General features: G+C 70.6%; 24 protein-coding genes. 2 read left to right on the top strand and 22 right to left on the bottom strand.

Going from position 1 to position 25,458, the window contains the following annotated elements; genetic code table 11:
• Window positions 1–3 precede the first annotated feature (3 nt).
• The 22 genes from gmk to GQQ92_RS03310 all read right to left on the bottom strand — a co-directional run bounded on the left by gmk (window position 4) and on the right by GQQ92_RS03310 (window position 23,162).
• Entirely contained in the window at window positions 4–921 is a 918-nt protein-coding gene (gene gmk / locus GQQ92_RS03415; protein ID WP_156997788.1) for a guanylate kinase, read from the bottom strand.
• On the bottom strand, window positions 914–1,801 hold the full coding sequence (gene pyrF / locus GQQ92_RS03410) for an orotidine-5'-phosphate decarboxylase (RefSeq protein ID WP_232057463.1): 888 nt from the start codon (window positions 1,799–1,801) through the stop codon (window positions 914–916). Before pyrF ends, gmk begins: the two co-directional genes overlap by 8 nt.
• On the bottom strand, window positions 1,798–5,088 hold the full coding sequence (carB, locus tag GQQ92_RS03405; protein ID WP_156997787.1) for a carbamoyl-phosphate synthase large subunit: 3,291 nt from the start codon (window positions 5,086–5,088) through the stop codon (window positions 1,798–1,800). Before carB ends, pyrF begins: the two co-directional genes overlap by 4 nt.
• Window positions 5,088–6,302, bottom strand: coding sequence for a glutamine-hydrolyzing carbamoyl-phosphate synthase small subunit (gene carA / locus GQQ92_RS03400; protein ID WP_197738049.1), 1,215 nt, complete (start codon window positions 6,300–6,302; stop codon window positions 5,088–5,090). The genes carB and carA overlap by 1 nt, the downstream gene beginning before the upstream one ends.
• Window positions 6,295–6,852, bottom strand: a complete 558-nt coding sequence (locus GQQ92_RS03395; RefSeq protein ID WP_197738048.1) for a PH-like domain-containing protein — start codon at window positions 6,850–6,852, stop codon at window positions 6,295–6,297. Before GQQ92_RS03395 ends, carA begins: the two co-directional genes overlap by 8 nt.
• Window positions 6,845–8,188: a dihydroorotase gene (locus tag GQQ92_RS03390; RefSeq protein WP_156997786.1), complete on the bottom strand. Its 1,344-nt coding sequence runs from the start codon at window positions 8,186–8,188 to the stop codon at window positions 6,845–6,847. Before GQQ92_RS03390 ends, GQQ92_RS03395 begins: the two co-directional genes overlap by 8 nt.
• Window positions 8,185–9,135: an aspartate carbamoyltransferase catalytic subunit gene (locus GQQ92_RS03385; protein WP_156997785.1), complete on the bottom strand. Its 951-nt coding sequence runs from the start codon at window positions 9,133–9,135 to the stop codon at window positions 8,185–8,187. Before GQQ92_RS03385 ends, GQQ92_RS03390 begins: the two co-directional genes overlap by 4 nt.
• Entirely contained in the window at window positions 9,132–9,674 is a 543-nt protein-coding gene (gene pyrR / locus GQQ92_RS03380; protein WP_156997784.1) for a bifunctional pyr operon transcriptional regulator/uracil phosphoribosyltransferase PyrR, read from the bottom strand. Before pyrR ends, GQQ92_RS03385 begins: the two co-directional genes overlap by 4 nt.
• 174 nt (window positions 9,675–9,848) lie before the next feature.
• Complete coding sequence (locus GQQ92_RS03375; protein WP_156997783.1) at window positions 9,849–10,592, bottom strand: DsbA family protein; 744 nt, start codon at window positions 10,590–10,592, stop codon at window positions 9,849–9,851.
• A 6-nt stretch (window positions 10,593–10,598) separates the two neighbouring features.
• Complete coding sequence (gene nusB, locus GQQ92_RS03370; RefSeq protein ID WP_156997782.1) at window positions 10,599–11,012, bottom strand: transcription antitermination factor NusB; 414 nt, start codon at window positions 11,010–11,012, stop codon at window positions 10,599–10,601.
• The gene (gene efp / locus GQQ92_RS03365) at window positions 11,012–11,575 is read right to left on the bottom strand and encodes an elongation factor P (protein ID WP_156997781.1); all 564 of its coding nucleotides are present in this window, start codon (window positions 11,573–11,575) and stop codon (window positions 11,012–11,014) included. The genes nusB and efp overlap by 1 nt, the downstream gene beginning before the upstream one ends.
• Window positions 11,576–11,650: 75 nt before the next feature.
• Window positions 11,651–12,091 carry a type II 3-dehydroquinate dehydratase gene (locus tag GQQ92_RS03360; protein WP_156997780.1) on the bottom strand — a complete coding sequence of 147 codons (441 nt, stop codon included), beginning with the start codon at window positions 12,089–12,091 and terminating at the stop codon, window positions 11,651–11,653.
• A 76-nt stretch (window positions 12,092–12,167) separates the two neighbouring features.
• On the bottom strand, window positions 12,168–13,253 hold the full coding sequence (aroB, locus tag GQQ92_RS03355; RefSeq protein ID WP_156997779.1) for a 3-dehydroquinate synthase: 1,086 nt from the start codon (window positions 13,251–13,253) through the stop codon (window positions 12,168–12,170).
• Window positions 13,250–13,795: a shikimate kinase gene (locus tag GQQ92_RS03350; RefSeq protein ID WP_232057462.1), complete on the bottom strand. Its 546-nt coding sequence runs from the start codon at window positions 13,793–13,795 to the stop codon at window positions 13,250–13,252. Before GQQ92_RS03350 ends, aroB begins: the two co-directional genes overlap by 4 nt.
• Window positions 13,796–13,800: 5 nt before the next feature.
• The gene (aroC, locus tag GQQ92_RS03345; protein WP_156997778.1) at window positions 13,801–15,021 is read right to left on the bottom strand and encodes a chorismate synthase; all 1,221 of its coding nucleotides are present in this window, start codon (window positions 15,019–15,021) and stop codon (window positions 13,801–13,803) included.
• A 21-nt stretch (window positions 15,022–15,042) separates the two neighbouring features.
• Window positions 15,043–15,891: a shikimate dehydrogenase gene (locus GQQ92_RS03340; RefSeq protein ID WP_156997777.1), complete on the bottom strand. Its 849-nt coding sequence runs from the start codon at window positions 15,889–15,891 to the stop codon at window positions 15,043–15,045.
• The gene (gene mltG / locus GQQ92_RS03335; protein WP_232057461.1) at window positions 15,884–17,305 is read right to left on the bottom strand and encodes an endolytic transglycosylase MltG; all 1,422 of its coding nucleotides are present in this window, start codon (window positions 17,303–17,305) and stop codon (window positions 15,884–15,886) included. The genes GQQ92_RS03340 and mltG overlap by 8 nt, the downstream gene beginning before the upstream one ends.
• Window positions 17,302–17,778 carry a Holliday junction resolvase RuvX gene (ruvX, locus tag GQQ92_RS03330; protein WP_156997776.1) on the bottom strand — a complete coding sequence of 159 codons (477 nt, stop codon included), beginning with the start codon at window positions 17,776–17,778 and terminating at the stop codon, window positions 17,302–17,304. Before ruvX ends, mltG begins: the two co-directional genes overlap by 4 nt.
• A 7-nt stretch (window positions 17,779–17,785) precedes the next feature.
• Window positions 17,786–20,440: an alanine--tRNA ligase gene (gene alaS, locus GQQ92_RS03325; RefSeq protein ID WP_156997775.1), complete on the bottom strand. Its 2,655-nt coding sequence runs from the start codon at window positions 20,438–20,440 to the stop codon at window positions 17,786–17,788.
• Between the two features lie 69 nt (window positions 20,441–20,509).
• Entirely contained in the window at window positions 20,510–20,707 is a 198-nt protein-coding gene (locus GQQ92_RS03320) for a hypothetical protein (protein ID WP_156997774.1), read from the bottom strand.
• Window positions 20,708–20,865: 158 nt separating this feature from the next.
• A complete protein-coding gene (rpsD, locus tag GQQ92_RS03315; RefSeq protein ID WP_156997773.1) occupies window positions 20,866–21,489 on the bottom strand; it encodes a 30S ribosomal protein S4 in 624 nt (207 codons plus the stop codon).
• A gap of 263 nt (window positions 21,490–21,752) precedes the next feature.
• The gene (locus GQQ92_RS03310; RefSeq protein ID WP_156997772.1) at window positions 21,753–23,162 is read right to left on the bottom strand and encodes a replication-associated recombination protein A; all 1,410 of its coding nucleotides are present in this window, start codon (window positions 23,160–23,162) and stop codon (window positions 21,753–21,755) included.
• 136 nt (window positions 23,163–23,298) lie between these two features.
• Here GQQ92_RS03310 and GQQ92_RS03305 point away from each other — a divergent pair, with 136 nt between their 5' ends.
• Both GQQ92_RS03305 and GQQ92_RS03300 read left to right on the top strand, forming a co-directional pair.
• Window positions 23,299–24,090, top strand: a complete 792-nt coding sequence (locus tag GQQ92_RS03305) for a peptidylprolyl isomerase (RefSeq protein ID WP_156997771.1) — start codon at window positions 23,299–23,301, stop codon at window positions 24,088–24,090.
• An 89-nt stretch (window positions 24,091–24,179) separates the two neighbouring features.
• Entirely contained in the window at window positions 24,180–25,412 is a 1,233-nt protein-coding gene (locus GQQ92_RS03300) for a DUF349 domain-containing protein (RefSeq protein WP_232057460.1), read from the top strand.
• Window positions 25,413–25,458 lie beyond the last annotated feature (46 nt).

The following is a 25,458-nucleotide window of genomic DNA, read 5'->3' as shown; positions in this document are numbered from 1 at the left end:
AGCTCAACGCCGCCCTGAACGGGGCCTCATCAAGTCTACGACCTTTTGCGCGGCCTCGGGCACGTCGTGGTTGACGACCTCGTGATCGAACTCGTCGACCGCCGCGAGCTCGACCTTCGCGGTCTCGAGCCGACGCTGCTGCTCGGCCGGCGATTCGGTGCCGCGGCCGACCAGTCGGCGCACCAGCTCGTCCCACGTCGGCGGCAGCAGGAACACGAGCGTCGCCTCGGGCATGGCGCGTCGAACCGCCCGTGCGCCCTGGATGTCGATCTCGAGCAGGACGCTGTCGCCGGCGGCGATGGCCGCCTCGACCGGACCCCGCGGCGTCCCGTACCGGTTCGCGTTGTGCACGGTCGCCCACTCGAGCAGCTCGCCGGAGTCGATGAGACGATCGAACTCGGCGTCGTCGACGAAGTAGTAGCTCTCGCCTTCGACCTCGCCCGGCCGCGGGGAACGCGTGGTCGCCGACACCGAGAGCCTGACCTCGGGATGATGACGACGGATGTAGGACGCGACCGTGCCCTTGCCGACGGCGGTCGGACCGGCGAGCACCACCAGCCGGTCGCCGGTTCCGCCGTGGGCGGCGATCCATGCCGCGACGAACTCGCGGAGCCGTCGTCGCTGGAGGCGCCCGAGTCCCCCGAGCCGCTTGGCGGTCGAGATCTCAAGGTCCTCGAGGATGCGTGCGCTCTTCGTCACCCCGATGGCGGGGATCGAGGTCAGGAACTCGGTCACCCGGAGGCGCCCCTCGGCGGACTCCGCGTCCTCGAACGCGACGCGCAGCACGTCGAGGGGGCTGCGCTCGCCGGCGGCGACGGATGCCTTCACCGCGGCTCGTGCTCGGCGTGCCGCGACCGCCGCCCGCGACGCGGCGACGCGGTCCACCTCGGGCGGCGTCGACCGCTTGACCGACTCAGGCACCGGCGGCTCCGTACTCGTCGGCGCGTCGTGCGATCGCGTCGCCGATGCCGTCGGGGCCCGCCGACAGCAGCGAACGGGACTCGCTGGCGATCACGCCGGCGCTGTACGCGCCGAACCGCGCGCGCAACTCGCCCGGCTCGGCCCCCTGATGGCCGAAGCCCGGCGCGAGCACCGGCAGCCCGGGCCGCGGCGGATCGACGTCGACGGGGATTCCGGCGGCCGGCAGGTCGGTGGTCGCGCCGAAGACGACGCCGATCGAGCCGAGCGCGCGGGTCGCGGCATCCGCCCGGCCCTGGTTCCAGCCGATCACGCCCTGCGTGATGGCGCCCGCCACCGTGTGGCCGGCGCGGCTCGACTGCTGCAGCACGGCGCGCTGGATCGCGGATGCCTCGGGGTTCGACGTCGCCGCGAGCACGAAGAGGCCCTTGCCCGCCGCCTCGGCGGCGAACATGACCTGTTCGATCGAGCCGAGTCCCTGATAGGCGCTGATCGTCATCGCGTCGGCCTCGAGGCTCGAGCCGGGCTTCAGCCACGCCTCGCCGTACGCCTCGACGGTCGACCCGATGTCGCCGCGCTTCACGTCGGCGATGACGAGCATGCCCGCGTCGCGGGCCTCGCCGATGAGCCGCTCGAGCACGGCGTAGCCGGCGGCGCCGTGGCGCTCGAAGAAGGCGATCTGCGGCTTCATGATGCCCACACGCCCGGCCGAGGCCTCGATCACGCGCAGCCCGAACTCGCGGAGCCCGTCGGCCGAGTCGGGTTGGCCCCACTGCCCGAGCAGGGACGCGTGCGGATCGAGCCCGACGCACAGCCGGCCGTACGCGGCGAAGGCGGCGTCGAGCCGCTCGCCGAACGAGGTCACGGTGTTCGGCGCGGTCACGCGTTCGCCCCTCGACGGAGGGCGTACTCCTGCAGGCTCGTGACCTCGAACGCCTCCCCGCCGCCCGCGTCGAGCGAGGCCACCGCGGCCGAGAGCTCGGCGATGGTCGTGAAGAGCGGGATGGCGGCCGAGACGGCCGCGGCGCGGATCTCGTAGCCGTCGACGCGGGCGGAGCGACCGCTCGGGGTGTTCACCACGACGTCGACCTCTCCGCGGTGGATGAGCTCGACCACCGAGGTGGCGTCGGCCGAGGACTTCTCGCTGTACTTGAGCACCTCGCGTGCGGCGATGCCGTTGCGCCGCAGCACTTCGGCGGTGCCCTCGGTCGCGGCGATCTCGAACCCGAGCTGCTGCAGGCGCAGGATCGGGAGGATGATCGAGCGCTTGTCGCGGTCGGACACCGACACGAAGACCGTGCCGCCGGTCGGCATGCCGCCGTACGCGGCGAGCTGGCTCTTCGCGAACGCCCGCGGGAAGTCGCGGTCGATGCCCATGACCTCGCCGGTCGAGCGCATCTCGGGCCCGAGCACGGAGTCGACCGTGAGGCCCTCCTTGGTGCGGAAGCGGTGGAACGGCAGCACGGCCTCCTTGACGGCGACGGGAGCGTCGAGCGGCACGCGCGAGCCGTCGGACGCGGGGAGCATGCCCTCGCCGATGAGCTCGGCGACCGATGCGCCCACCATGATGCGCGACGCGGCCTTGGCCAGCGGGATGCCCAGCGCCTTCGAGACGAAGGGCACCGTGCGGCTCGCGCGCGGGTTCGCCTCGAGCACGTAGAGCACGCCGGCGCCGATCGCGAACTGCACGTTCAGCAGGCCGCGCACGCCGATGCCCTCGGCGATCGCGCGGGTCGCCTCGCGCACCCGGTCGATCTCGGAGCGGCCGAGGGTGACCGGCGGCAGGGTGCAGCTCGAGTCGCCCGAGTGCACGCCCGCCTCCTCGATGTGCTCCATGACGCCGCCGATGTAGAGGTCGGTACCGTCGTAGAGCGCGTCGACGTCGATCTCGATCGCGTCGTCGAGGAAGCGGTCGACGAGCAGCGGATGCGTCGGGCCGACGATGCCCTGGCCCTCGATGCGCGCGAAGTAGTCGGCGAGCGAGGGGGTGTCGTAGACGATCTCCATGCCGCGGCCGCCGAGCACGTAGCTCGGACGCACGAGCACGGGGTAGGCGATCTCCTCGGCCACCTGGACGGCGCCCGCGAGATCGGTCGCGGTGCCGTTGCGCGGGGCGAGCAGGCCCGCCGCGTCGAGGATGCCCGAGAACAGGCCCCGCTCCTCGGCGAGGTCGATCGCGTCGGGGGTCGTGCCGAGGATCGGCACGCCAGCCGCCTCGAGACCCTTCGCGAGGCCCAGCGCGGTCTGGCCGCCGAGCTGCACGACGACGCCCACGAGCTCGCCCGACTGGGACTCCGCGTGGATGACCTCGAGGACGTCCTCGAGCGTGAGCGGCTCGAAGTAGAGCCGGTCGCTCGTGTCGTAGTCGGTCGAGACCGTCTCGGGGTTGCAGTTGATCATGATCGTCTCGAAGCCGGCATCGGACAGCGCGAACGACGCGTGCACGCACGAGTAGTCGAACTCGACGCCCTGGCCGATGCGGTTCGGGCCCGAGCCGATGATGACGACCTTGCGACGGTCGGACGGCGTGACCTCGGTCTCGAAGTCGTAGCTCGAGTAGTGGTACGGCGTGAGCGCCGGGAACTCCCCCGCGCAGGTGTCGACGGTCTTGAACACGGGCCGGATGCCGAGGATGTGCCGCACCTCGCGGGCATCGGCCTCGCCGAAGCCGCGGAGCTGGCCGATCTGCGCGTCGGAGAACCCGTGGTCCTTCGCGAGCAGCAGCAGGTCGGTGTCGAGGTTCTCGGCGGCGGCGACCTGCTCGGCGACCTCGTTGATCAGCACGATCTGGTCGAGGAACCACGGGTCGATCTTCGTCGACTCGAACGCCTGCTCGATGGTGGCTCCCTTGCGGAGCGCCTGCTGCACGAGCACGATGCGGCCGTCGGTCGGGGTGCGGGCCTCCTCGAGGAGCTCGTCGGCCGTGCGCGCCTCCTCGCCCCAGTGGAACGACGAACCGCGCTTCTCGAGCGAGCGGAGCGCCTTCTGCAGCGCGGTGGCGTAGTTGCGGCCGATGGCCATGGCCTCGCCCACCGACTTCATGGTGGTCGTCAGCGTCGGGTCGGCGGCCGGGAACTTCTCGAACGCGAACCGGGGCACCTTGACGACGACGTAGTCGAGGGTCGGCTCGAAGCTGGCCGGCGTGACCTTCGTGATGTCGTTGGGGATCTCGTCGAGGCGGTAGCCGATGGCCAGCTTCGCCGCGATCTTCGCGATCGGGAAGCCCGTGGCCTTCGAGGCGAGCGCCGACGAGCGCGAGACGCGCGGGTTCATCTCGATCACGATGACGCGGCCGTTGCTCGGGTCGATGGCGAACTGGATGTTGCAGCCGCCGGTGTCGACGCCGACGGCGCGGATGATGTCGATGCCGATGTCGCGCAGCTTCTGGTACTCGCGATCGGTGAGCGTCAGCGCGGGCGCCACGGTGATCGAATCGCCCGTGTGCACGCCGACCGGGTCGACGTTCTCGATCGAGCAGACGACGACCGTGTTGTCGGCGCTGTCGCGCATGAGCTCGAGCTCGTACTCCTTCCAGCCGAGGATCGACTCCTCGAGGAGCACCTCGGTCGTGGGCGAGTCGTGCAGGCCGGCGCCGGCGATGCGGCGCAGCTCCTCCTCGTTGTAGGCGAAGCCCGAGCCGAGGCCGCCCATCGTGAAGCTCGGCCGCACGACGAGCGGGTAGCCGAGGTCGGCGGCCGCGGTGAGCACCTCGTCCATCGTGTGCGCGATGTGGGAGCGCGCGACGTCCGCGCCGCACTCCAGCACGAGCTCCTTGAAGAGCTGGCGGTCCTCGCCCTTGCGGATGGCGTCCACCTTCGCGCCGATGAGCTCGACGCCGTGCTTGGCGAGGATGCCGGCCTCTTCGAGGGCGATCGCCGCGTTCAGGGCCGTCTGGCCGCCGAGCGTGGGCAGCACCGCGTCGGGGCGCTCCTTGATGATGATCGACTCGATGATCTCCGAGGTGATCGGCTCGATGTAGGTGGCATCGGCGAAGTCGGGGTCGGTCATGATCGTGGCCGGGTTCGGGTTCACGAGGATGACGCGCACGCCCTCCGAGCGGAGCACCCGGCAGGCCTGGGTGCCCGAGTAGTCGAACTCGGCCGCCTGTCCGATGACGATCGGACCGGATCCGATGACGAGGACGCTGTTGATATCGTCGCGCTTGGGCATCAGGCCTGGTTCTCCTTGCTCGCAGCGTCTCCTGCTGGGTCTCGATACGCTTCGCTGCTCGACCCGCCTCGCTGGTGCTGTCGCACCATCTCGGCGAACCGGTCGAAGAGGTAGTTCGCGTCGTGCGGGCCGGCCGCCGACTCGGGATGGTACTGCACCGAGAACGCCGGGATGTCGAGGCAGTTGAGCCCCTCGACGACGTCGTCGTTGAGGTCGACGTGGCTGACCTCGACACGGCCGAAGCCCTCGCTGGACTCGCTCACGCGGTCGATCGGGGCGTCGACGGCGAACCCGTGGTTGTGGGCGGTGATCTCGACGCGGCCGGTCGCCTTGTCGACGACGGGCTGGTTGATGCCGCGGTGGCCGAACGGGAGCTTGTAGGTGCCGAAGCCGAGTGCACGGCCGAGCAGCTGGTTGCCGAAGCAGATGCCGAAGTACGGCAGGCCGGCGCGGAGCGCGCCGCGCAGGATCTCGACATGGCGATCGGATGCCGCGGGGTCGCCGGGACCGTTCGAGAAGAACAGCGCGTCGGGCTTCAATGCAAGCACCTCGTCGGCCGTGATCGACTGCGGCACGACCTGCACGTCGAATCCGCGCTCGGCGAGGAACCCGAGCGTCGACGTCTTGACGCCGAGGTCGAGCACCGCGACCGTGCCGACGCGCTCGCCCGTCGCGGGCAGCGTGTACGGCTCGGCCGTGGAGACCTCGCCCGAGAGGTTGCGGCCGCTCATCTGCGACGCGTTGAGCACGAGGTCGAGCTGCTCGCCCGGCGAGAGCGAGAACGCGTCGCCCGAGAAGATGCCCGACCGCATCGAGCCCGCGGAACGCAGGTGGCGCGTGAGTGCGCGGGTGTCGATGCCGCTGATGCCGACGACGCCCGACGCCGCGAGGTCGTCGTCGAGGCTGCGCTGCGCGCGGAAGTTCGAGACGACGCGCGCGGGGTCGCGCACGACGAAGCCGGCGACCCAGATGCGGGCCGACTCCATGTCCTCGTCGTTCATGCCCGTGTTGCCGATGTGGGGCGCCGTCATCATGACGATCTGGCCGGCGTACGACGGGTCGGTCAGGGTCTCCTGGTAGCCGGTCATGCCGGTCGCGAACACGGCTTCGCCGAGCGTTCGGCCACGGGCGCCGTATGCGCGTCCCTCGAACCGGGTGCCGTCTTCGAGCACGAGCACGGCCGGCTCGTGCAGGCGGGTGGTGGTCTCAGTCATCCGAGGCCTCGCTCTCATGGTGGGGCTGCAGCACGGGACGCGCTGCGGCGATGTCGTTGACGGCGGCGATGATGCGCGCCGAGTCGCCCGGGTTCCGGGCTCTGAGGTAGCTGTCGACGTAGGGGGCGATCCGGTCCGGGTCGGCATCGTGGAGCTCGACGATCCAGCTCACCGCGACGAGCCCGCCGGGCTCGACGCCTCGGTCGATGGCGAACGTGGCCTCGCCCGCCGACACGAGGCGGTCGGCCGGGACGAACGAGGCCCGCTCCCCCGCGATGCGGAGGACGAGTCCTTCGTCGAAGACCTCGATCCGGCCGGCGCCGCGGAACGCGAGCCCGTCGACCGCGAGGCGTTCGAGCGGGGTCGCGATGGGGGTCGTGGCGACGTAGAGCACCTCGGCCTCGAAGCGGGCCGCGCCGGCCAGTTCGGGCACCTCGTACGCCGAGAGCGTCTCATCGCGCGCGACGCGGCGGCGCCAGGAACGCCAGGCGAGCCAGGCGAGTCCGGCGACGACGACGATCGCGACGACCGCGCCGATCCACTTATCCACGGTCACCTCCGGCGGCGGACGCATGACGAGCGACCTCGTCGGAGGGCTGCACGACGCCGTCGAGGAGCGTGGCGTAGCCCGCGTGGAAGGTCGATACCACGCGCCCGGGCAGCGTGCGCCCCAGGTACGGGGAGTTCACGCTGCGACCGGCGAGCCGCTCGAGCCCGAACTCCGAGGAGGCGGACGGATCGTAGAGCGTCAGCTCCGGGGCGGCACCGGCCGCGATCGCCTCGCCCTGCCCGCGAAGCCGTCCGATGCGCGCGGGGGCCGCCGAGAGCACGCGCGCGACGTCGGCCCAGTCGAGCAGTCCGTTCGCGACGACCGAGGCGTGCACCACGGAGAGCGCGGACTCGAGTCCGACCATGCCGTTCGCCGCGGCATCCCACTCGCTCTGCTTCGCCTCGACGGGGTGCGGCGCGTGATCGGTGGCGACGATGTCGATCGTGCCGTCGGCCAGGGCCGCGCGCAGCGCCTCGACGTCTTCGGCACGGCGCAACGGCGGGTTGACCTTGTAGCGCGGATCGTAGCTCGACACGAGATCTTCGGTCAGCAGCAGGTGGTGCGGCGTGACCTCGGCGGTCACGTCGATGCCTCGGGCCTTGGCCCAGCGGATCACCTCGACCGACCCTGCGGTCGAGACGTGGCAGACGTGCAGCCGGCTGCCCACGTGCTCGGCGAGCAGCACGTCGCGGGCGATGATCGACTCCTCGGCGACGGCCGGCCACCCGGCGAGTCCGAGCTCGCCAGAGAGCGCGCCCTCGTTCATCTGCGCGCCCTGGGTGAGGCGCGGCTCCTGCGCGTGCTGCGCGATCACGCCGTCGAACGCCTTGACGTACTCGAGCGCACGGCGCATGAGCATCGGATCGAAGACGCAGAATCCGTCATCGCTGAACACGCGGACCGCGGCGCGCGAGCGCGCCATGGCGCCGAGTTCGGCGAGCTGTTCGCCCTTGAGGCCGACGGTCACGGCGCCGATGGGCTGCACGGTCGCGAAGCCGGCCGCGAGGCCGAGGCTCGCCTCCTGCTCGACGACTCCCGCGGTGTCGGCGACGGGTGACGTGTTCGCCATCGCGAAGACGGCCGTGAATCCGCCGGCCGCGGCCGCGCGCGTTCCGGTCAGCACGGTCTCGCTCTGCTCGTAGCCGGGTTCGCGCAGGTGCGTGTGCAGGTCGACGAGCCCGGGGAGGGCGATCAGCCCGTCGGCATCGACGACCGTCGCGCCCGCGGCATCCGGAATGAGACCGACCTCGGCGATGATGCCGCCCTCGAGGCGGATGTCGGCGCGCTCGCCGGTCGCGAGGGCGGCGCCGGTGATGAGGAACGACTCGACCGTCATGCCTCACCTCGTTCGCCCGAGAGCAGAAGGTACAGGGCGGCCATTCTCACTGATACTCCGTTCGCGACCTGCTCCCTGACCGTGGACTGCGCTGAGTCCGCCGCGAGGGCGGAGATCTCCAGCCCTCGGTTCATCGGTCCGGGATGCATGACCATCGTAGTCGTCGGCAACTGGGAGAATCTGGCATCGTCCAGCCCCCAGGTTCGTGCGTATTCGCGGCTGTTCGGGAAGAACGCGCCGTGCATGCGCTCCGCCTGGATGCGGAGCATCATCACCACGTCAGGCGAGCCCGCGAGCGCGTCGTCGAGGTCGTAGACCACGGATGCCGGCCAGCCGGTCGTGTCGACGGGCACCAGCGTCGGCGGTGCGACGAGCGTCACGTCGGCGCCGAGCGTGGCGAGCAGCCAGACGTTGGAGCGGGCGACGCGCGAATGCAGGATGTCGCCGACGATCACGACGCGGACGCCGTCGAGGCCCTTGCCCCGGCTCGCCGTGCCGTGCAGGCGGCTGCGCATCGTGAACGCGTCGAGCAGCGCCTGCGTCGGGTGCTCGTGCGTGCCGTCACCGGCGTTCACGACGCCCGCGTCGATCCAGCCGCTCGTCGCGAGCGTGTACGGGGCGCCCGAGGCGTGGTGGCGGATGACGACCCCGTCCGCCCCCATCGCCTGGAGCGTCTGGGCCGTGTCCTTGAGGCTCTCGCCCTTCGAGACGCTCGAGCCCTTCGCGCTGAAGTTGATGACGTCGGCCGAGAGCCGCTTGGCGGCGGCCTCGAACGAGATGCGGGTGCGCGTGGAATCCTCGAAGAAGAGGTTCACGACGGTCTTGCCGCGCAGGGTCGGGAGCTTCTTGACCTCGCGCTGCTGCACGGCGGCCATGTCCTCGGCGATGTCGAGCAGGGCGACCGCCTCGTCGCGCGTGAGCTCGCGGGTGCTTAGCAGGTGCCTCATTCGGGGCTCCCCTCGATGGAGACGTGGTCTTCGACGTCGTCGGTCTCGACGAGGCGCACGTTGATGCGCTCGCTCGCGGCGCTCGGCAGGTTCTTGCCGACGAAGTCCGCGCGGATCGGGAACTCCCGGTGGCCGCGGTCGACGAGGACCGCCAGCCGCACGGCTCGAGCCCGGCCGAGGTCGCTCAGGGCGTCGAACGCAGAGCGGATGGTGCGTCCGGAGTAGAGCACGTCATCGACGAGGACGACCGTCTTGCCGTCGATCGTCGCGGGGATCTCGGTCGGCGACGGCATGCGGATGCCGCTGCGCGAGAGGTCGTCGCGGTACATCGTCACATCGAGCGAACCGGCGAGCTCAGCGGGCGCGGACGGCTCGATGCGCTGGATGACGGCGGCGATGCGCTTCGCGAGCACGGTGCCCCTGGTGGGGATGCCGAGGAGGAGGAGATCGTCGGAGCCGCGATTGGACTCGAGGATCTCATGCGCGATTCGGGTCAGAGCCCGTTGAACGTCGGCTTGTGCGAGCACGATGCGCGCCACGAAGCGACTCCCTTCTTCGCCTCACAGGACGATCTTCAAGGTTGCCAGTGCTTCGAGCCTATCAGGGTGACGGGCGCGGCGCAGATCGGAACGCCCCGACGCCGACGCCGACGCCGACGTCCGCGTCGGCGCGTCAGGAGGCGGCACACGTCGCGCGCGCAGGCTCTCCGACGTTCAGCCTCGGCCGCCCGCGGCGATGAACGCGAGGATCGCGTCGCCGTCTGCGACGTCGCCCGTGTAGGCGGTGCCGTTCACGACCAGGGTCGGCGTGCCCTGCACGGCCGGGATGTCGGCGCCCTCGATGCCCCCGATCGCGGCGTCGTTCGATGCCTGCGCCCACGCGGTGTACGTCTCGGCCGAGACGCAGTCGTCGACGCCCGCGGCCCCGGCGCCCTCGAGCACGGCGGTGAGCTCGTCGTTCGTCAGGCCGTCGGAGCCCTCGGCCGGCTGCGCGTCGTACACCGCCGCGACGGCGTCGAGCAGGGCCTCGGGCTGCGCCACGGCGACGCAGGCCAGCGCGGAATCGGCCCTCGACGAGTACCGCGTGCCGTTCGAGAGCCGGTCGAGGAAGTTCATGGGGTGGATCGAGTACGTGATCGAGCCGTCATCGACGAGCGCGGCGATGCCGTCGCCCGCGGCCTCCTCGAAGCCCTTGCAGATCGGGCAGAGCGGGTCGACCCACACCTGCACGTCGATCGCGCCGTCGCCCGAGACGAGGGCGAAGTCGTCGAAGTGCGCGGCGCCCTCGACCCCGGTCGGCAGGTCTGCTCCGGTCGCCGTCGACGGCGCATCGTCGTGCGTCGCCCCTCCGCCGTTCGGCGCGCAGCCGACGAGCAGGAGGAGCGCCGCGAGCGCCCCGCCGACGACGAGGACGCGACCGGCGTCGCGGAACCGGGCGGAGGATGTGGCGCGCGTCACCGCGGATCAGGCCTTCGCGTGCGAGATCGCCGCGAGCAGCCCGTTCACGAACCCGGCCGAATCGTCGGTCGAGAGCACGGTGGCCGCTTCGACGGCCTCCGAGATCGCAACGGGATCGGGCACCTCGTCGTTGTAGAGGATCTCCCAGACCCCGATGCGCAGCAGCGCACGGTCGACGGCCGGCATGCGCTCGAGGGTCCACCCGCGCGAATGCGTCGTGATGAGCTCGTCGATCTCGTCGCGGTGATCGACGACGCCGTCGACGATCTCGCGTGCGTAGAGCCAGGAGGTCTGGCGCTCGGGCTCCCCCGCGGCGCGCTCCGCCTCGACCGCGAGCAACTGCTCGACGGGCACCTGCCGCATGTCGGCGGAGTACAGCAGGTCGAGGGCGCGCTTGCGCGCCTTCGTACGTGCGCTCACTAGTCGTTCACGCGCCCGAGGTAGGAGCCGTCGCGGGTGTCGACCTTGACCTTCGTGCCGGTCTCGAGGAAGAGCGGCACCTGGATCTCGTAGCCGGTCTCGACGGTCGCGGGCTTCGTGCCGCCCGTCGAGCGGTCGCCCTGGAGGCCGGGCTCGGTGTACGTGATCTCGAGCACGACGGATGCCGGCAGCTCGACGTAGAGCGGGTTGCCGTTGTTCAGCGCGACGGTGACCGACTGGTTCTCGAGCATGAAGTTGGCCGCGTCGCCGACGACCGTGCCCGGCACCGTGATCTGGTCGTAGTCGGAGGCGTCCATGAAGACGAACCCGTCGCCATCTGCGTAGAGGTAGGTGAAGTCCCGGCGGTCGACGTTCTCGATCTCGATCTTCGCCCCCGCGTTGTAGGTGCGGTCGACGACCTTGCCGGAGACGACGTTCTTGAGCTTGGTGCGCACGAACGCACCGCCCTTGCCCGGCTTGACGTGCTGGAACTCGATGACGCTCCAGAGCTGGCCGTCGATGGAGAGGACGACGCCGTTCTTGATGTCAGCGGTGCTTGCCATGGAGGTGATTCCGTTCGATTCGAGGAAAGTTGCGGGCGCACGACGAAGGCATGCGACTGATCGAGTGTAGTCGACTCACTCGATCGAACGCAGGACGGCATCGACGGCGAGCCGGTACGAGCCTGATCCGAACCCCGCGATGACCCCCGTCGCGATGCCCGAGATCACGCTCGTGTGCCGGAAGGTCTCACGGGCGTGCGGGTTCGAGAGGTGGACCTCGACGAGCGGCACGCCCGCCTGCTTCAACTGCGCCGCGGCATCGCGCAGCGCATAGCTGTAGTGCGTGAACGCGGCCGGATTCAGCACCACCGGCTGACGGGCGTCGACCGCCTCGTGGATCCAGCCGATGAGCTCGGCTTCGTCGTCGGTCTGCCGCAGGTCGATCTCGACCCCGTCTGGCACGGATGCCGCGAGCTGGGCTCCGATGTCGGCGAGGGTCTCGCTGCCGTAGACCTCGGGCTCGCGAGTGCCCAGTCGGCCGAGGTTCGGGCCGTTCAGCACGAGGATCGTCGTCATCGCCCCAGCCTAGCGGCGCGGCATCCGCCGGCATCGCGCGTGCCGCGAGGCGGGCCGTATCGTCGGATCACGCGGATCAGGAGCCGATCTCCTGGTACGCCGCGAACAGGAGCGACTGATCGGGCGCCTGCATGACGGTCGGTTTCGCGAGGTCGTCGAGCACGATGAACCGCAACTGCCCGCCCCGGGATTTCTTGTCGCGCTGCATGGTCGCGAGCAGCGTCGGCCACCGGCCGGCCGGGTAGCTCGTCGGCAGGCCGAGGAGCTCGAGGATGCCGCGGTGACGGTCGGCGACCTCGTCGGAGAGGCGGCCCGAGAGGCGGCCGAGCTCCGCGGCGAAGGCCATGCCGACCGAGACCGCCGCGCCGTGGCGCCATTGATAGCGCTCGGCGTGCTCGACCGCGTGCCCGAGGGTGTGGCCGTAGTTCAGGATCTCGCGCAGGCCCTGCTCGGTCAGGTCCTCGGAGACCACATCGGCCTTCATCTGCACCGCGAGCTCGACGACGCGACGGAACTGCGGCGTCGTCGGATCGGTCGCCGCGTCGGCGTCGGCCTCGATGGTGTCCAAGATCTCGGGGTATCGGATGAACCCGGCCTTCACGATCTCGGCGAAGCCCGCGAGGATCTCGTTGCGGGGCAGCGTGTCGAGCAGGTCGAGATCGCAGAGCACCGCCGCGGGCGGGTGGAACGCGCCGACGAGGTTCTTGCCCTCGTTGGTGTTGATGCCGGTCTTGCCGCCGACCGCGGCATCGACCATGCCGAGCACCGTCGTCGGGATCTGCACCACGCGAACCCCGCGAAGCCAGGTCGCCGCGACGAACCCGGCGAGGTCGGTGACGGCGCCGCCGCCGAGCCCGACGACCGCGTCGGTTCGCGTGAAGTCGGCCTGACCGAGCACCTGCCAGCAGAACGCGGCGACCTCGATGCGCTTGCCCGCCTCGGCGTCGGGGATCTCGGCGAGCAGCACCTCGAAGCGATCGGCGAGCGACTCGCGCAGCGCGGCCGCGCGCGCGCCCAACGTCGACGGATGCACGATCAGCACCTTCTTCACGGCGGGACCGAGGGCGTCGGGCAGTCCCTCGAGCACGCCGTTGCCGATGACGACGTCGTAGCCGTCATCTCCTCCGACCCGGATGCTGGTGCTCGTCTCGGCTGCGTTCATCGTGTTCCTCCGAAATGATCGGTGATCGTGTCGACGAGACGTGCGACCGAACGGCGCGACGTGTCGATCTCGAGGTCGGCGAGCGAGGCGTAGACGGGTGCCCGCTCGGCCTGGATGGCGATCCAGCGCTCGATGCCGCCCTCGGCGAGGAGCGGCCGGTTGCCGCCCGCGAGCCTCGCCGCGACCGCCTCGGCCGACACCTTCAGCCAGACGACGGCCAGATCTGCGAGGTCGGCCCTGGTGTCGGCGTGCAGGATCGATCCGCCGCCGAGCGAGACGACCGCCTCCTCGCGGAGCGCTTCGGCGACGAGCTCGCGCTCGACGACCCGGAAGTACTCCTCGCCCTCGCGTGCGAAGATCTGGTCGATGGGCCCGTAGCGTGCCTCGATGAGCGAGTCGGTGTCGACGAAGGGCGCCCCGACGGATGCCGCGAGCCGGGCTCCGACGCGGGACTTGCCGGCGCCCATCGGCCCGATCAGCACGATCGGCAGGCCGAGCGCCGGCGCGGGTCGATCGATCCCGGTGCCGGATGCGTCAGACACGGGCGTCAGCCACGGGGCTCGGGCGCCTCCGCCGCGGCGACCTCGGAGCGGAGCGCATCGGAGATCGACGCGAGGTAGCCCTCGAGGTTGCGGCGGGTCTCGCCGATCGAGTCACCGCCGAACTTCTCGAGCACGGCGTTCGCCAACGTGAGTGCGACCATCGCCTCGGCCACGACGCCGGCCGCGGGAACCGCGCAGACATCCGATCGCTGGTGGTGCGCGGCCGCCGCCTCGCCCGTCGCGACGTCGACCGTCGGGAGCGCGTGCGGCACGGTCGCGATCGGCTTCATCCCGGCCCGAACGCGAAGCACGGTGCCGGTCGACATGCCGCCCTCGGTGCCGCCCGCGCGATCGCTCGCGCGGACGATGCGCCCGTCGGACGGGTGGAGCTCGTCATGCGCCTGCGAGCCCCGCCGACGGGTGGTCTCGAACCCGTCGCCGACCTCGACGCCCTTGATCGCCTGGATGCCCATGAGCGCGGCTGCGAGCTGCGAGTCGAGGCGCCGGTCCCAGTGCACATGCGAGCCCAGGCCGGGCGGAACGCCGTAGGCGAGCACCTCGACGACGCCGCCGAGGGTGTCGCCGTCCTTGTGAGCGGAATCGACCTCGGCGACCATGAGCGTCGACGTCTCGGCGTCGAAGCAACGGAGGGGGTCGGCGTCGAGCGCTCCGACGTCGGACGGACGGGGCAACGGCCGGCCGTCGGGCACACGGACCGGACCGATCGCGATCGTGTGGGCCACGAGCTGGATGCCGAGCTCGGCCAGGAAGCTGCGGGCCACGGCGCCGAGGGCGACCCGGGCCGCGGTCTCGCGAGCGCTCGCGCGCTCGAGCACCGGTCGTGCCTCGTCGAACGCGTACTTCTGCATGCCCACGAGGTCGGCGTGGCCCGGGCGGGGGCGCGTGAGCGCGGCACCGCGTCCGCGTCCGAGCCGCGCGGGGTCGATGGGCTCGGGGCTCATGACCTCCTGCCACTTGGGCCACTCGGTGTTGCCGATGCGCAGCGCGATCGGGCCGCCGAGGCTCGAACCATGGCGCACGCCGCCCGAGATCGCGAGCTCGTCCTGCTCGAACTTCATGCGCGCACCGCGGCCGTAGCCGAGTTTGCGGCGCGCGAGATCGGCGCGGATGTCATCGAGTGAAACGGGGATACCGGCGGGAAGACCCTCGAGGATCGCGACGAGCTCAGGGCCGTGCGACTCTCCGGCAGTGAGCCAACGGAGCATGCCGTCTATCCTTCCACAGCCTCAGCGCAGCGACTCGCGCATGACGTCGAGGACGCCCTGCTCGTCGGGCAGCGCGGCGGTCGGGTCGCCGCCGACGAAGATCCGAACCTGCAGCAGCGCCTGGTGCAGGAGCATGCCGCTGCCGTCGATGACGCGGCCGTCCCGGTCGATCCACTGCCCGGCCAGCACCGTCGGCCAGGGTGCGTAGGCGACGTCGAGCAGGAGCGCAGCGGAGGCGAGTGCGGCGGATGCCTCGACGCCCGGGTCCGTGCCGCCGGGCAGCGTGCTCACCACGAGATCCACGGGCTCGGCCTCGGCGAGGGCCGCGAGGTGCTCGGGTTCGACGACCACGCCGAGTGCCCGGCCGAGTTCGACGAGCGGACCGCCGGCCTCGGGGCGACGGAGCAGCAGCCGAACTCGGGCGACGCCGAGCTGGGCGACGGCCGCGAGCGCGGATGCCGCGGTGGCGCCCCCGCCGAGGATGACCGCCGCGTGCGCGGAGTCGAGTCCGGCGTCGGCGAGCGATCGGACGATGCCGCCGACATCGGTGTTGAACCCGAGGCGTCGGCCGCCGTCGAGCAGGACGGTGTTCGCTGCGCCCGTGAGCCGGGCCACGGCGTCGATCTCATCGAGCGCGGGCAGGACGTCGTGCTTCAGCGGCATCGTGAGCGAGAGACCGCGCCACTCGGGGCCTCTCGTGCGGACGAACTCCCCCACACCCGCACCGTCCATGTCGACGCGCTCGTAGGACCAGTCGAGCCCGAGCCGGCGGTAGGCCGCGAGATGCAGGCCCGGGCTCTTCGAGTGCCCGATCGGTCGGCCGAGCACGGCGAGCCGGCGTGCGGGCGCCGCGCCGATCGGCTCAGCCATACTCGGGGTGCTCGTCCATCCAGGCCAGCCACTTCGCGACCGCCGCATCGTGCTCCTCGACGGTGGCGGAGAAGATCGTCTCGCCGGTGTCCAGGTTCCAGGTCACGAAGAACAGCCATGGGCCGTCGGCGGGGTGCAGCGCCGCGTCGATCGCGAGGTCGCCCGGATTGGAGATCGGGCCGATCGGGAGGCCGGGGTGGATGTACGTGTTGTAGGGGTTGCCGGCGTCGGCGCGCTCCTCATCGGTGGTGGTGACGAGATGGGTGTTGCCGGTGCCGTAGGCGACCGTCGCATCCGACTGGAGCAGGCCGCTCTCCCACAGGTTCGGATCCAGCCGGTTCTGGAACACCCGCGAGACCTTGTAGAAGTCGTCGCGGAGCCCGGCTTCGCGTTGCACCAACGCGGCGAGCACGATCGTCTTCCAGCGATCCTCGGGTGCCACGCCCGCCTCGTCGAGCGCCTGGAACTGCCGGTCGACGAGCGTCTGGAGCACATCGTGCGCGCTCAACCCGGGGTCGAGCGTGTAGGTCGCAGGGAACAGGAACCCCTCGAGGTTCTTCGCCTCGGCGGGCAGGCCGTAGTTCGCCGGCGGCTCGGCGGCCGCGGCCTGCAGCTCCTCGAGCGGCACGCCGGTGCCCTCGGCGATGAGCGGGAGTGCATCGACGGTCGCGGTGCCCTCGGGGATCACGAACGTGTTCTCGAGTTTGTTGGTGGGGTCGGTGAGGGCGTCGAGCGCGGACTGCGAGCTCATCCGGCTCGCCAGGGAGTACGCGCCGGGCTGGAACTCGGGCTCGGGGCTCTGCGCGAGGAGCAGGTCGTAGAAGGCGTCGTAGGAGGCGACCACGTCGTCGGCGACCAGGTTCTCGGCGATGTCCGACCCCGTGTCGCCGTCGTGGATCATGAAGACGACCTCGCCCTCGCCGGCGCCCTCGTAGTCGGCCGCCGGCGTGAACCGTTCGACGATCGCGCTGATCGGCCCCTGGAGGAAGACCACCGAACCGGCGACGAGACCGCCCACGATGAGCAGCCCGATCAGGCAGCCCCACGCGCCGCGCCGCTTCTTCTTCGGTTCGTGGTACTCGTCGTACGCACTCGCTCGGCGGTCGACCCGATTGGAGACGAACGGATCGACCGGAGGCTCCGCGGCCGACTGCGGCGCGACCGGCGCCGTCTCTTCGACGGCCATCGCCTGGTCGCGTCCGCGCTGCTCGCGCTCGCGCATCTCCCGACGGGTCATCGCCGGCTGCGTCGTGCCGCCGTCGGGGGCCGAGGTCTTCGGTCCGTTCGCGCCGCCGGCCGCGGCAGCGGCCTTTCGTGCGGCATCCGCCTCCGCCTCGCCGTTGAGCAGCGCATGCCAATCGGTGGCAGGGCGTGCAGGGGTGGGGTCTCGGCGCTCTGGGGGGAGCTGGGTCACAGGGTGGAGGGCCCTTCGTCGGGTCGAAGCGCTCGACCGGGAGGATTGCCGGAGGCGCGCTCGCTGTCGAGTGCGTGTTGCAGAATGATAACGGCTGCGACCTGATCGACCACGGGACGCTGCGTGCGAGTCGAGCGACCCGAGGCCCGAAGGGCCTGCTGGGCGCTCACCGTCGAGAGGCGCTCGTCGACGAGCCGCACGACCGATCCGGCCGCTGCCAGCCGACCGGCGAAGCCGACCGCGTCATCGGTCGACGGCGTGGCCGCCCCCGACATCGAGAGCGGATGCCCCACGACAAGCTCGAACGCGCCGTACTCCTCGGCGAGTTCGAGCACCCGCCGAACGTCGCCGTCGCCGTCGGCCGCCCGCGCCACGGTCTCGATCGGCACGGCGAGCATGCCCCCGGCGTCGCTCCGGGCGACCCCGATCCTGGCGCGGCCGACGTCGATCCCGAGCCGGACTCCGCTGCGCATCGGCGACCTACGCGAACGCGCGGCGCACCGCGTCGAGCGCGGCTGGAATGGCCGAGAGGTCGTTGCCGCCGCCCTGGGCGAGGTCGGGCTTGCCGCCGCCCCCGCCGCCGAGCACGCCGGCCATGGTCTTCGCGAGCGCGCCGGCATCGGCCCCGGCCTCGCGGGCCGCAGGCGAGGTCGCGACGATCGCGACCGGACGCCCGCCGACCTCCGCCGTCAGCGCCACGACGGATGCCGCGTCGCCGAGCTTGCCTCGCACCGCGGTCGCGAGCGAGCGCAGCTCGTCTCCCGACGCCAGCGAGCCGACGGTCTCGGCCACGAGCAGGACGTCACCGGTTCGCACGGCATTCGCCGCGAGGGCCGGTACCCGGTCGCCGAGCGCCTTCGCCTCGAACTGCGCGATGCGCTTCTCGGCCGCCTTGAGGCTGGCGACGAGATCGCCGACCCGTTCGACGAGCTGGTCGGGCCGCGTCTTGAGGTTCGACGTCAGCTCGGAGACCAGCGCGCGCTCCGCGGCGAACCGGCGGAAGGCGTCGAGACCGACGAGGGACTCGACGCGACGGTTCGAGGCCCCGACCGAGGATTCGCCGATGATGTTGATCATGCCGACCTCGGCGCTCGATCGCACATGCGTGCCCGCGCAGAGCTCGCGCGACCACGGCCCGCCGATGTCGACGACGCGCACGACGTCGCCGTACTTCTCGCCGAACAGGGCCATCGCACCGAGTGCCTTGGCCTCGTCGAGGGGCAGCTCGCGCGTCACCACCTCGAGATTGTCGCGGACCGCGTTGTTCGAGATCTCCTCGATCTCCGTGCGGGTCTCGGGCGAGAGCGCCTGGTTCCAGCCGTAGTCGAGACGGAGGTAGCCGGCCTTGTTGAACGAACCCGACTGATGCGCGTTCGGGCCGAGGACCTGGCGGAGCGCGGCATGCACGAGGTGCGTGCCCGAGTGGGCCTGGGTGGCGCCGCGTCGGTATTCCTCGTCGACGACGCTCGTCGCCGGGACTCCGACGCCGACCTCGCCGGAGAGCACCTTGACGGTGTGGCTGATGAGACCCTTGACGGGCTTCTGAACGTCGAGGACCTCGAGCTCGAAGCCGTCGCCGACGATGCGGCCCTGATCGGGCGCCTGACCGCCCGACTCCGCGTAGAGCGAGGTCTCGGCGAGGATGACCTCGGCCGTCTGCCCGGCGGTCGCCGCCGCGACCGGGAGGCCGTCGACCAGGATGCCCAGCACCGACGACTCGGTCATCAGATCGGTGTACCCGGTGAAGACCGTCTCGCCCTTGGCACGGAAGTCGCTGTAGACGGAGAGATCCGCGAGCACCTTCTTCTTGGACTTGGCGTCGGCCTTCGCGCGAGTCCGCTGCGCGGTCATGAGCTCGTCGAACGCGACGCGGTCGACCGCGATGCCGGCCTCTTCTGCCATCTCGAGGGTCAGCTCGATCGGGAACCCGTAGGTGTCGTGCAGGAGGAACGCCGTGTTGCCTGCCAGCCGGCTGCTGCCGGCTGCCTTGGTCTCGGCGACGGCGACGTCGAGGATCGAGGTGCCCGCCTCGAGCGTGCGCAGGAACGTGGCTTCCTCGCCGAGCGCGAGCTGCTCGATGTGCGCGTAGTCGCGCTCGACCTCGGGGTAGGCGGCCTTCATCGCGTCGCGGGATGCGGCGAACAGCTCTCGGAAGGTGGCGCCCTCGACGCCGAGGAGCCGCATCGCGCGGATGCTTCGGCGCAGGAGGCGGCGGAGGATGTACCCGCGGCCCTCATTGGACGGGCTCACCCCGTCGCTCATGAGCATGAGCGCGGAGCGGACGTGATCGGCGATCACGCGCATGCGCACGTCGTCGTCGTGGTTCGCGCCGTACGTGCGGCCGGAGAGCTCCGCGGCTCGATCGAGCACCGGTCGCACCTGGTCGATCTCGTACATGTTCTCGACGCCCTGCTTGAGGAACGCGACGCGCTCGAGGCCCATGCCGGTGTCGATGTTCTTCTTCGGCAGTTCGCGCACGATGCGGAAGTCGGTCTTGCTCGTCACGTCGTCGATCAGGTACTGCATGAACACGAGGTTCCAGATCTCGACGTAGCGGTCGTCATCGGTCGCGGGACCGCCGTCGATGCCGTACTCGGGACCGCGGTCGAAGAAGATCTCGGAGCACGGCCCGGCCGGTCCGGGCTGGCCGGTGTGCCAGTAGTTCGTGTCCTTGCCGAGACGCTGGATGCGCTCGTCGGGAAGGCCCGCGACCTTCTTCCACAGGTCGATGGCCTCGTCGTCGTCTTCGTAGACCGTGACCCAGAGGTCTTCGGGGCGGAAGCCGTACCCGCCGTCGTCCTCAGGCGTCGTCAGCAGTTCCCACGCCATCGAGATGGCGCTTTCCTTGAAGTAGTCGCCGAACGAGAAGTTGCCGTTCATCTGGAAGAAGGTGCCGTGGCGGGGGGTCTTGCCGACCTCTTCGATGTCGTTCGTGCGGATGCACTTCTGCACGCTCGTCGCCCGGGGGTACGGCGCGGGCACGATGCCCGTGAGGTAGGGCACGAACGGGACCATTCCGGCCACCGTGAAGAGGAGGGTCGGGTCGTCGGACACGAGCGAGGCGGACGGCACGACAGTGTGACCACGGCGTGCGAAGAAGTCCAGCCAACGCTGGCGGATGTCTGCGGTCTGCATGATTCCGTTCTGGGTTCTGCTGCCGGAGCTCGCTCCGACGGCGATCGTTGGACGGTGTACGCGATCGGTTCAGTCGAGGAGGTCGTCGGCGACCGAGCGGAGCTCTGCTTCGCGCTCGTGGTAGCCGTCGGCTACGGCTCGGCCGAAGGCCTTCGCCTTCGCGTCGACGTTCGAGAAGAACTCGCGACCCTGTGCGGTCTGGTTGACCTGGTGCGCCACGACGAATCCGGCGGCGATTCCAGCTGCGAACCACAGAATGCTCTTCACGAAGTGCTCCCTTTGACCGATCTCGTCGCGCGGCACGCCCGGCGCGCTGCCGCTTGGCTCCGACCAGTCTAGTGGCGCTCGAACGGGCGGGATCCGCCCCCCGGGGACCGAACAGGGGCCGCGGAGAAACTCCGCGGCCCCTGTCGTCGAACGCTGGATCAGCGAGCGGCGTAGTACTCGACGACGAGCTGCACTTCGCAGGTCACGGGGACCTCGGCGCGCTTCGGGCGGCGGATGAGCTTCGCCTGGAGCTTGTCGAGCTCGACCTCGAGGTAGCCCGGGGTCTTGGGGAGCACGTCGACGTGACCGCCGGCAGCGGCGACCTGGAACGGCTCGGTGCCCTCGCTGCGCGCCTTGACGTGCACGAGCTGGCCCGGCTTCACGCGGAAGGAGGGACGGTCGACGAGCTGGCCGTCGACGAGGATGTGACGGTGCACCACGAACTGGCGGGCCTGCGTGATCGTGCGGGCGAAACCGGCACGGAGCACGAGCGCGTCGAGACGCATCTCGAGCAGCTCGACGAGGTTCTCACCCGTCTGGCCGGCGCTGCGCTTGGCCTCGACGTAGGCGATCTTCAGCTGCTTCTCGCGGATGCCGTACTGGGCGCGCAGACGCTGCTTCTCGCGCAGACGCACGGCGTAGTCGCTGTCCTGCTTGCGCTTGGTGCGACCGTGCTCGCCGGGAGCATAGGGGCGCTTCTCCATGTAGCGCGCGGCCTTCGGCGTCAGGGCGACACCGAGGGCGCGGGAGAGGCGGGTTTTGCTGCGTGACTGGTTCGACACGAATGTCCTTTCGGAAGAATCTCAAGTGAATTCACGGCGCGATCGTGCGCCGGGAAACTGTGTCAGAGGGATTCGCCAAGGGTGGATCGGCTACAGATCTCACCCGTTCGCCGGTGATCCTCTCGCAGCCGCGCTCGAGGATCAGGCTTCAGGCCAGAGGACATCGTACCACGACACTCCCGAGCCGCATGCGGCGCACGGCATCGCCCGCACGTCGCGGAAGCCGACGGCCGGCTCGCCGTCCACCGACGTCGACGTCGCCCTCATCGACCGCCCCGGACGATGCGGCGCAGCTTCGAGAGCCTCGCACCCACCTCGCGCTCGTTGCCGTGCTCCGTCGGCTCGTAGTAGACAGCTCCGCGCAGCGATTCGGGCAGGTACTCCTGGGCGACGACGCCGATCGCATCGTCGTGGGGGTAGACGTAGCCCTTGCCGTGCCCGAGCCGCTTCGCTCCGGGGTAGTGCGCGTCGCGCAGATGCTTCGGCACCCGGCCCGCCTTGCCGGCACGCACGTCGGCGATCGCCTTGTCGATGCCGAGATAGGCCGCGTTCGACTTCGGTGCGGTCGCAAGATGCACGACCGCCTGGGCGAGCGGAATCCGCCCCTCGGGCATGCCGATGAACTGCACCGCGTCCGCCGCCGCGACGGCGACGCCCAACGCCGTGGGATCAGCGAGCCCGATGTCCTCCGAAGCGAGCACGATGATGCGCCGTGCGATGAATCGCGGATCCTCGCCGGCCTCGATCATGCGCGCGAGGTAGTGCAGCGCGGCATCGACGTCGCTCCCCCGGACCGACTTGATGAACGCGCTGATGACGTCGTAGTGCTCGTCGCCGTTGCGGTCGTACCGGAGCAGCGCGCGGTCGACGGCGAGCGCGACGAGCTCGGCCGTGATGACGGGCTTCGCCGGCTCGGCGGCATCCGCCTCGGGCTCGTCTTCGACGCTCTCCCCGGCGTCGTCTCCCACGTCGACGGCTCCGCCCGCGGCCGAAGCCCCGAACGCCGCGACCGATGCCGCCTCGAGCGCCGTCAGCGCCCGTCTGGCGTCCCCGGAGGCCAGACGCACGATCGAAGCGCGGGCCTCGGGCTCGAGGACGACGGCGTCGCCGAGCCCCCGGGCGTCGGTCACGGCACGATCGACGAGGAGCGAGAGGTCGTCGTCGGAGAGGAGCTCGAGCGTCAGCAGGAGCGACCGCGAGAGGAGCGGCGAGATGACGGAGAACGACGGGTTCTCGGTGGTCGCGGCGACCAGAATGACCCAGCCGTTCTCGACCCCCGGGAGCAGCGCGTCCTGCTGCGCCTTGGTGAAACGGTGGATCTCGTCGAGGAACAGCACCGTGGAGACGCCGTAGAGGTCACGGCTCGACCGGGCCTCCTCCATGACCTGACGGACGTCGCGAACACCTGCCGAGACCGCAGAGAGCTCGACGAACTTGCGCCCGGATGAGCGTGCGATCGCCTGCGCGAGCGTCGTCTTGCCCGTTCCCGGCGGCCCCCACAGGATCACGGAGACCGACCCGGACTCCCCGGTGCGGTCGCCGGCGAGCGCGACGAGCGGCGAGCCCGGCGTCAGCAGATGGCGTTGCCCGGCGACCTCGTCGAGGCTCGTGGGACGCATGCGCACCGCGAGCGGAGTCGCGCCGGCACGCAGGCCCTGCGCCGTGTTCACCATGCGAACCAGCGTAGCCTCGGCAGCCGACACCGAGGCCGGCGTGCCCCGCCGCACCGGACGAGCGGCGGGGCGATTGGTGCCGAATCGCGCGCTTGCGTAGAGTCTGCTCGCAGGAGTCCGGCGAGAAGGAGCATGCGTGGTATCGAACGACCGTCAGGCCCGCGAGGAACGAGCGCGGCTGCGCACCTACCGTGCGCGGCAGGAGGTGCACGCCGGCAAGCAACGCCGCAGGTCGCGCGACAACCTCATCGCCGTGATCGCGCTCGTGGTCGTGCTCGCCCTCGCCACCGCGGCGCAGCTCTTCTACTTCAACGGCGGGCCCGGTTCGGTCGAGCCGGTCGCGAGCCCAGAGGCCACGACCGCGCCGCCCACCGACGCAGCCGGCCAGAACACCGGTGACGTGCCGTCATCCGACATCGCCGAGGGCCGCACCTGGACCGGCACGTTGACCCTGAACGACATCCTGCTCGGCATCGAGCTCGACGGGGCGGCCGCGCCCCAGGCGGTGTCGAGCGAGATCAGCCTGATCCAGTCCGGGTTCTACGACGGCGGGAACTGCCACCGGCTCACGACCGAGGGCATCTACGTGCTCCAGTGCGGCGACCCGAGCGGCGACGGCACCGGCGGCCCCGGGTACAGCTACGGACCGGTCGAGAACGACCCGGCCGACGGCGTCTACCCTGCCGGCACGATCGCGATGGCCCGCCAGGGCGGCAACGGCTACAGCCAGGGCAGCCAGTTCTTCATCGTGTATCAGGACACCACGCTCCCCTCCGAGGACGGCGTCGGCGGGTACTCGGTGATCGGCCGGGTCACGAGCGGCCTCGAAGAACTGCAGGCCGGGGTCGTCGAGGCGGGCGTCGTCGACGGCGGGACCGATGGAACTCCCGCGGTCCCCGTCGCCATCACCTCGTTCAGCGTGGAGTGATCACGACCGCGCCGTCGCCCGGCGGTGCAATAGGGTTGGAACCGTCAATGCCGCCTTCGGGCGGATTCCGAGCACGACAGGGTGAGGCCGTGACCGATTCAACACAACAGCCGTGGGGCCGCGTCGACGAGACGGGCACCGTCTTCGTTCGCACGAACGACGGTGAGCGTGAGGTCGGGCAGTACCCCGACGCCACTCCTGAAGAAGCGCTGGCCTACTTCGAGCGCAAGTACGCCGATCTCGCCGGTCAGGTCACCCTCCTCGAACAGCGCGCGCGTCGCGGAGCACCCGCGGCAGACATCTCCAAGGCGGTGACCTCGCTCACGGCGTCGGTCGCCGGGGCGCACGCCGTCGGCGACCTCGACTCGCTCGCCCGTCGCCTCGAAGCGCTCTCCGGCACGACCAAGGAGCTCACCGAGCAGCAGCAGGCCGAAGCTAAGGCCGCGCTGGCCGAGGCGCTCGCCGAGCGCACCAAGATCGTCGAGCAGGCCGAGGCGCTCGCCGCTCAAGACCCCGCGAAGACGCAGTGGAAGCAGGCCACGGCCGAGCTCGATGCACTGTTCTCGAGCTGGCAGCGGCACCAGCAGGACGGTCCGCGCCTGCCCAAGAACGATGCGAACGAGCTCTGGAAGCGGTTCCGTACGGCACGGTCGACGATCGAGACGCACCGCAAGGCGTTCTTCGCCGAGCTCGACGCTGCCCACCGCGACGTGCGTTCCCGCAAGCAGCAGCTCATCGAACGAGCGGAGGCCCTCGCCCCTCGCGGCGCCGACGCCATCGGCGACTACCGAGCGCTCCTCGACGACTGGAAGCAGGCCGGTCGTGCCGGCAAGAAGCTCGACGATGCGCTCTGGGCCAAGTTCAAGGCGGCCGGCGACGTGCTCTTCCACGCGAAGGCCGAGATCGATGCGCGCGACGACGAGGAGTACCGCGAGAACCTCACGGCGAAGCTCGCACTGCTCGAGAACGCCGACAAGCTCCTCACCGAGAACGACCCGAAGGCGGCTCGAGCAGCGCTCAGCAAGATCCAGCGCGAGTGGGACGACATCGGCCGTGTTCCGCGCGATCAGGTTCGCCCCGTCGAGGACCGGCTCCGCAAGGTCGAGAACCACGTGCGGTCGCTCGAGGACGAGCGCTGGCAGCGCGAGGACCCAGAGAAGAAGGCGCGGTCCGAGGGAATGCTCGGGCAGCTCCACGATGCGATCGCCAAGCTCGAGGCCGAGCTCGCCGACGCCGAGGCGGCGAACGATGCCCGCGCGGCGGCCGAGGCGCGTGATGCCCTCGAGGCACGACGCGCCTGGTTGAAGGCCGTCGGCGGTTGATCTCGGCGATTGGATCGGATTCTCCACAGATCCGGCGCCGATCCGC

It is taken from the genome of Agromyces terreus (assembly GCF_009749465.1).
GTDB classification, from domain to species: Bacteria; Actinomycetota; Actinomycetes; order Actinomycetales; family Microbacteriaceae; genus Agromyces; species Agromyces terreus.
This window is presented reverse-complemented; position numbering and strand designations above follow the sequence as displayed.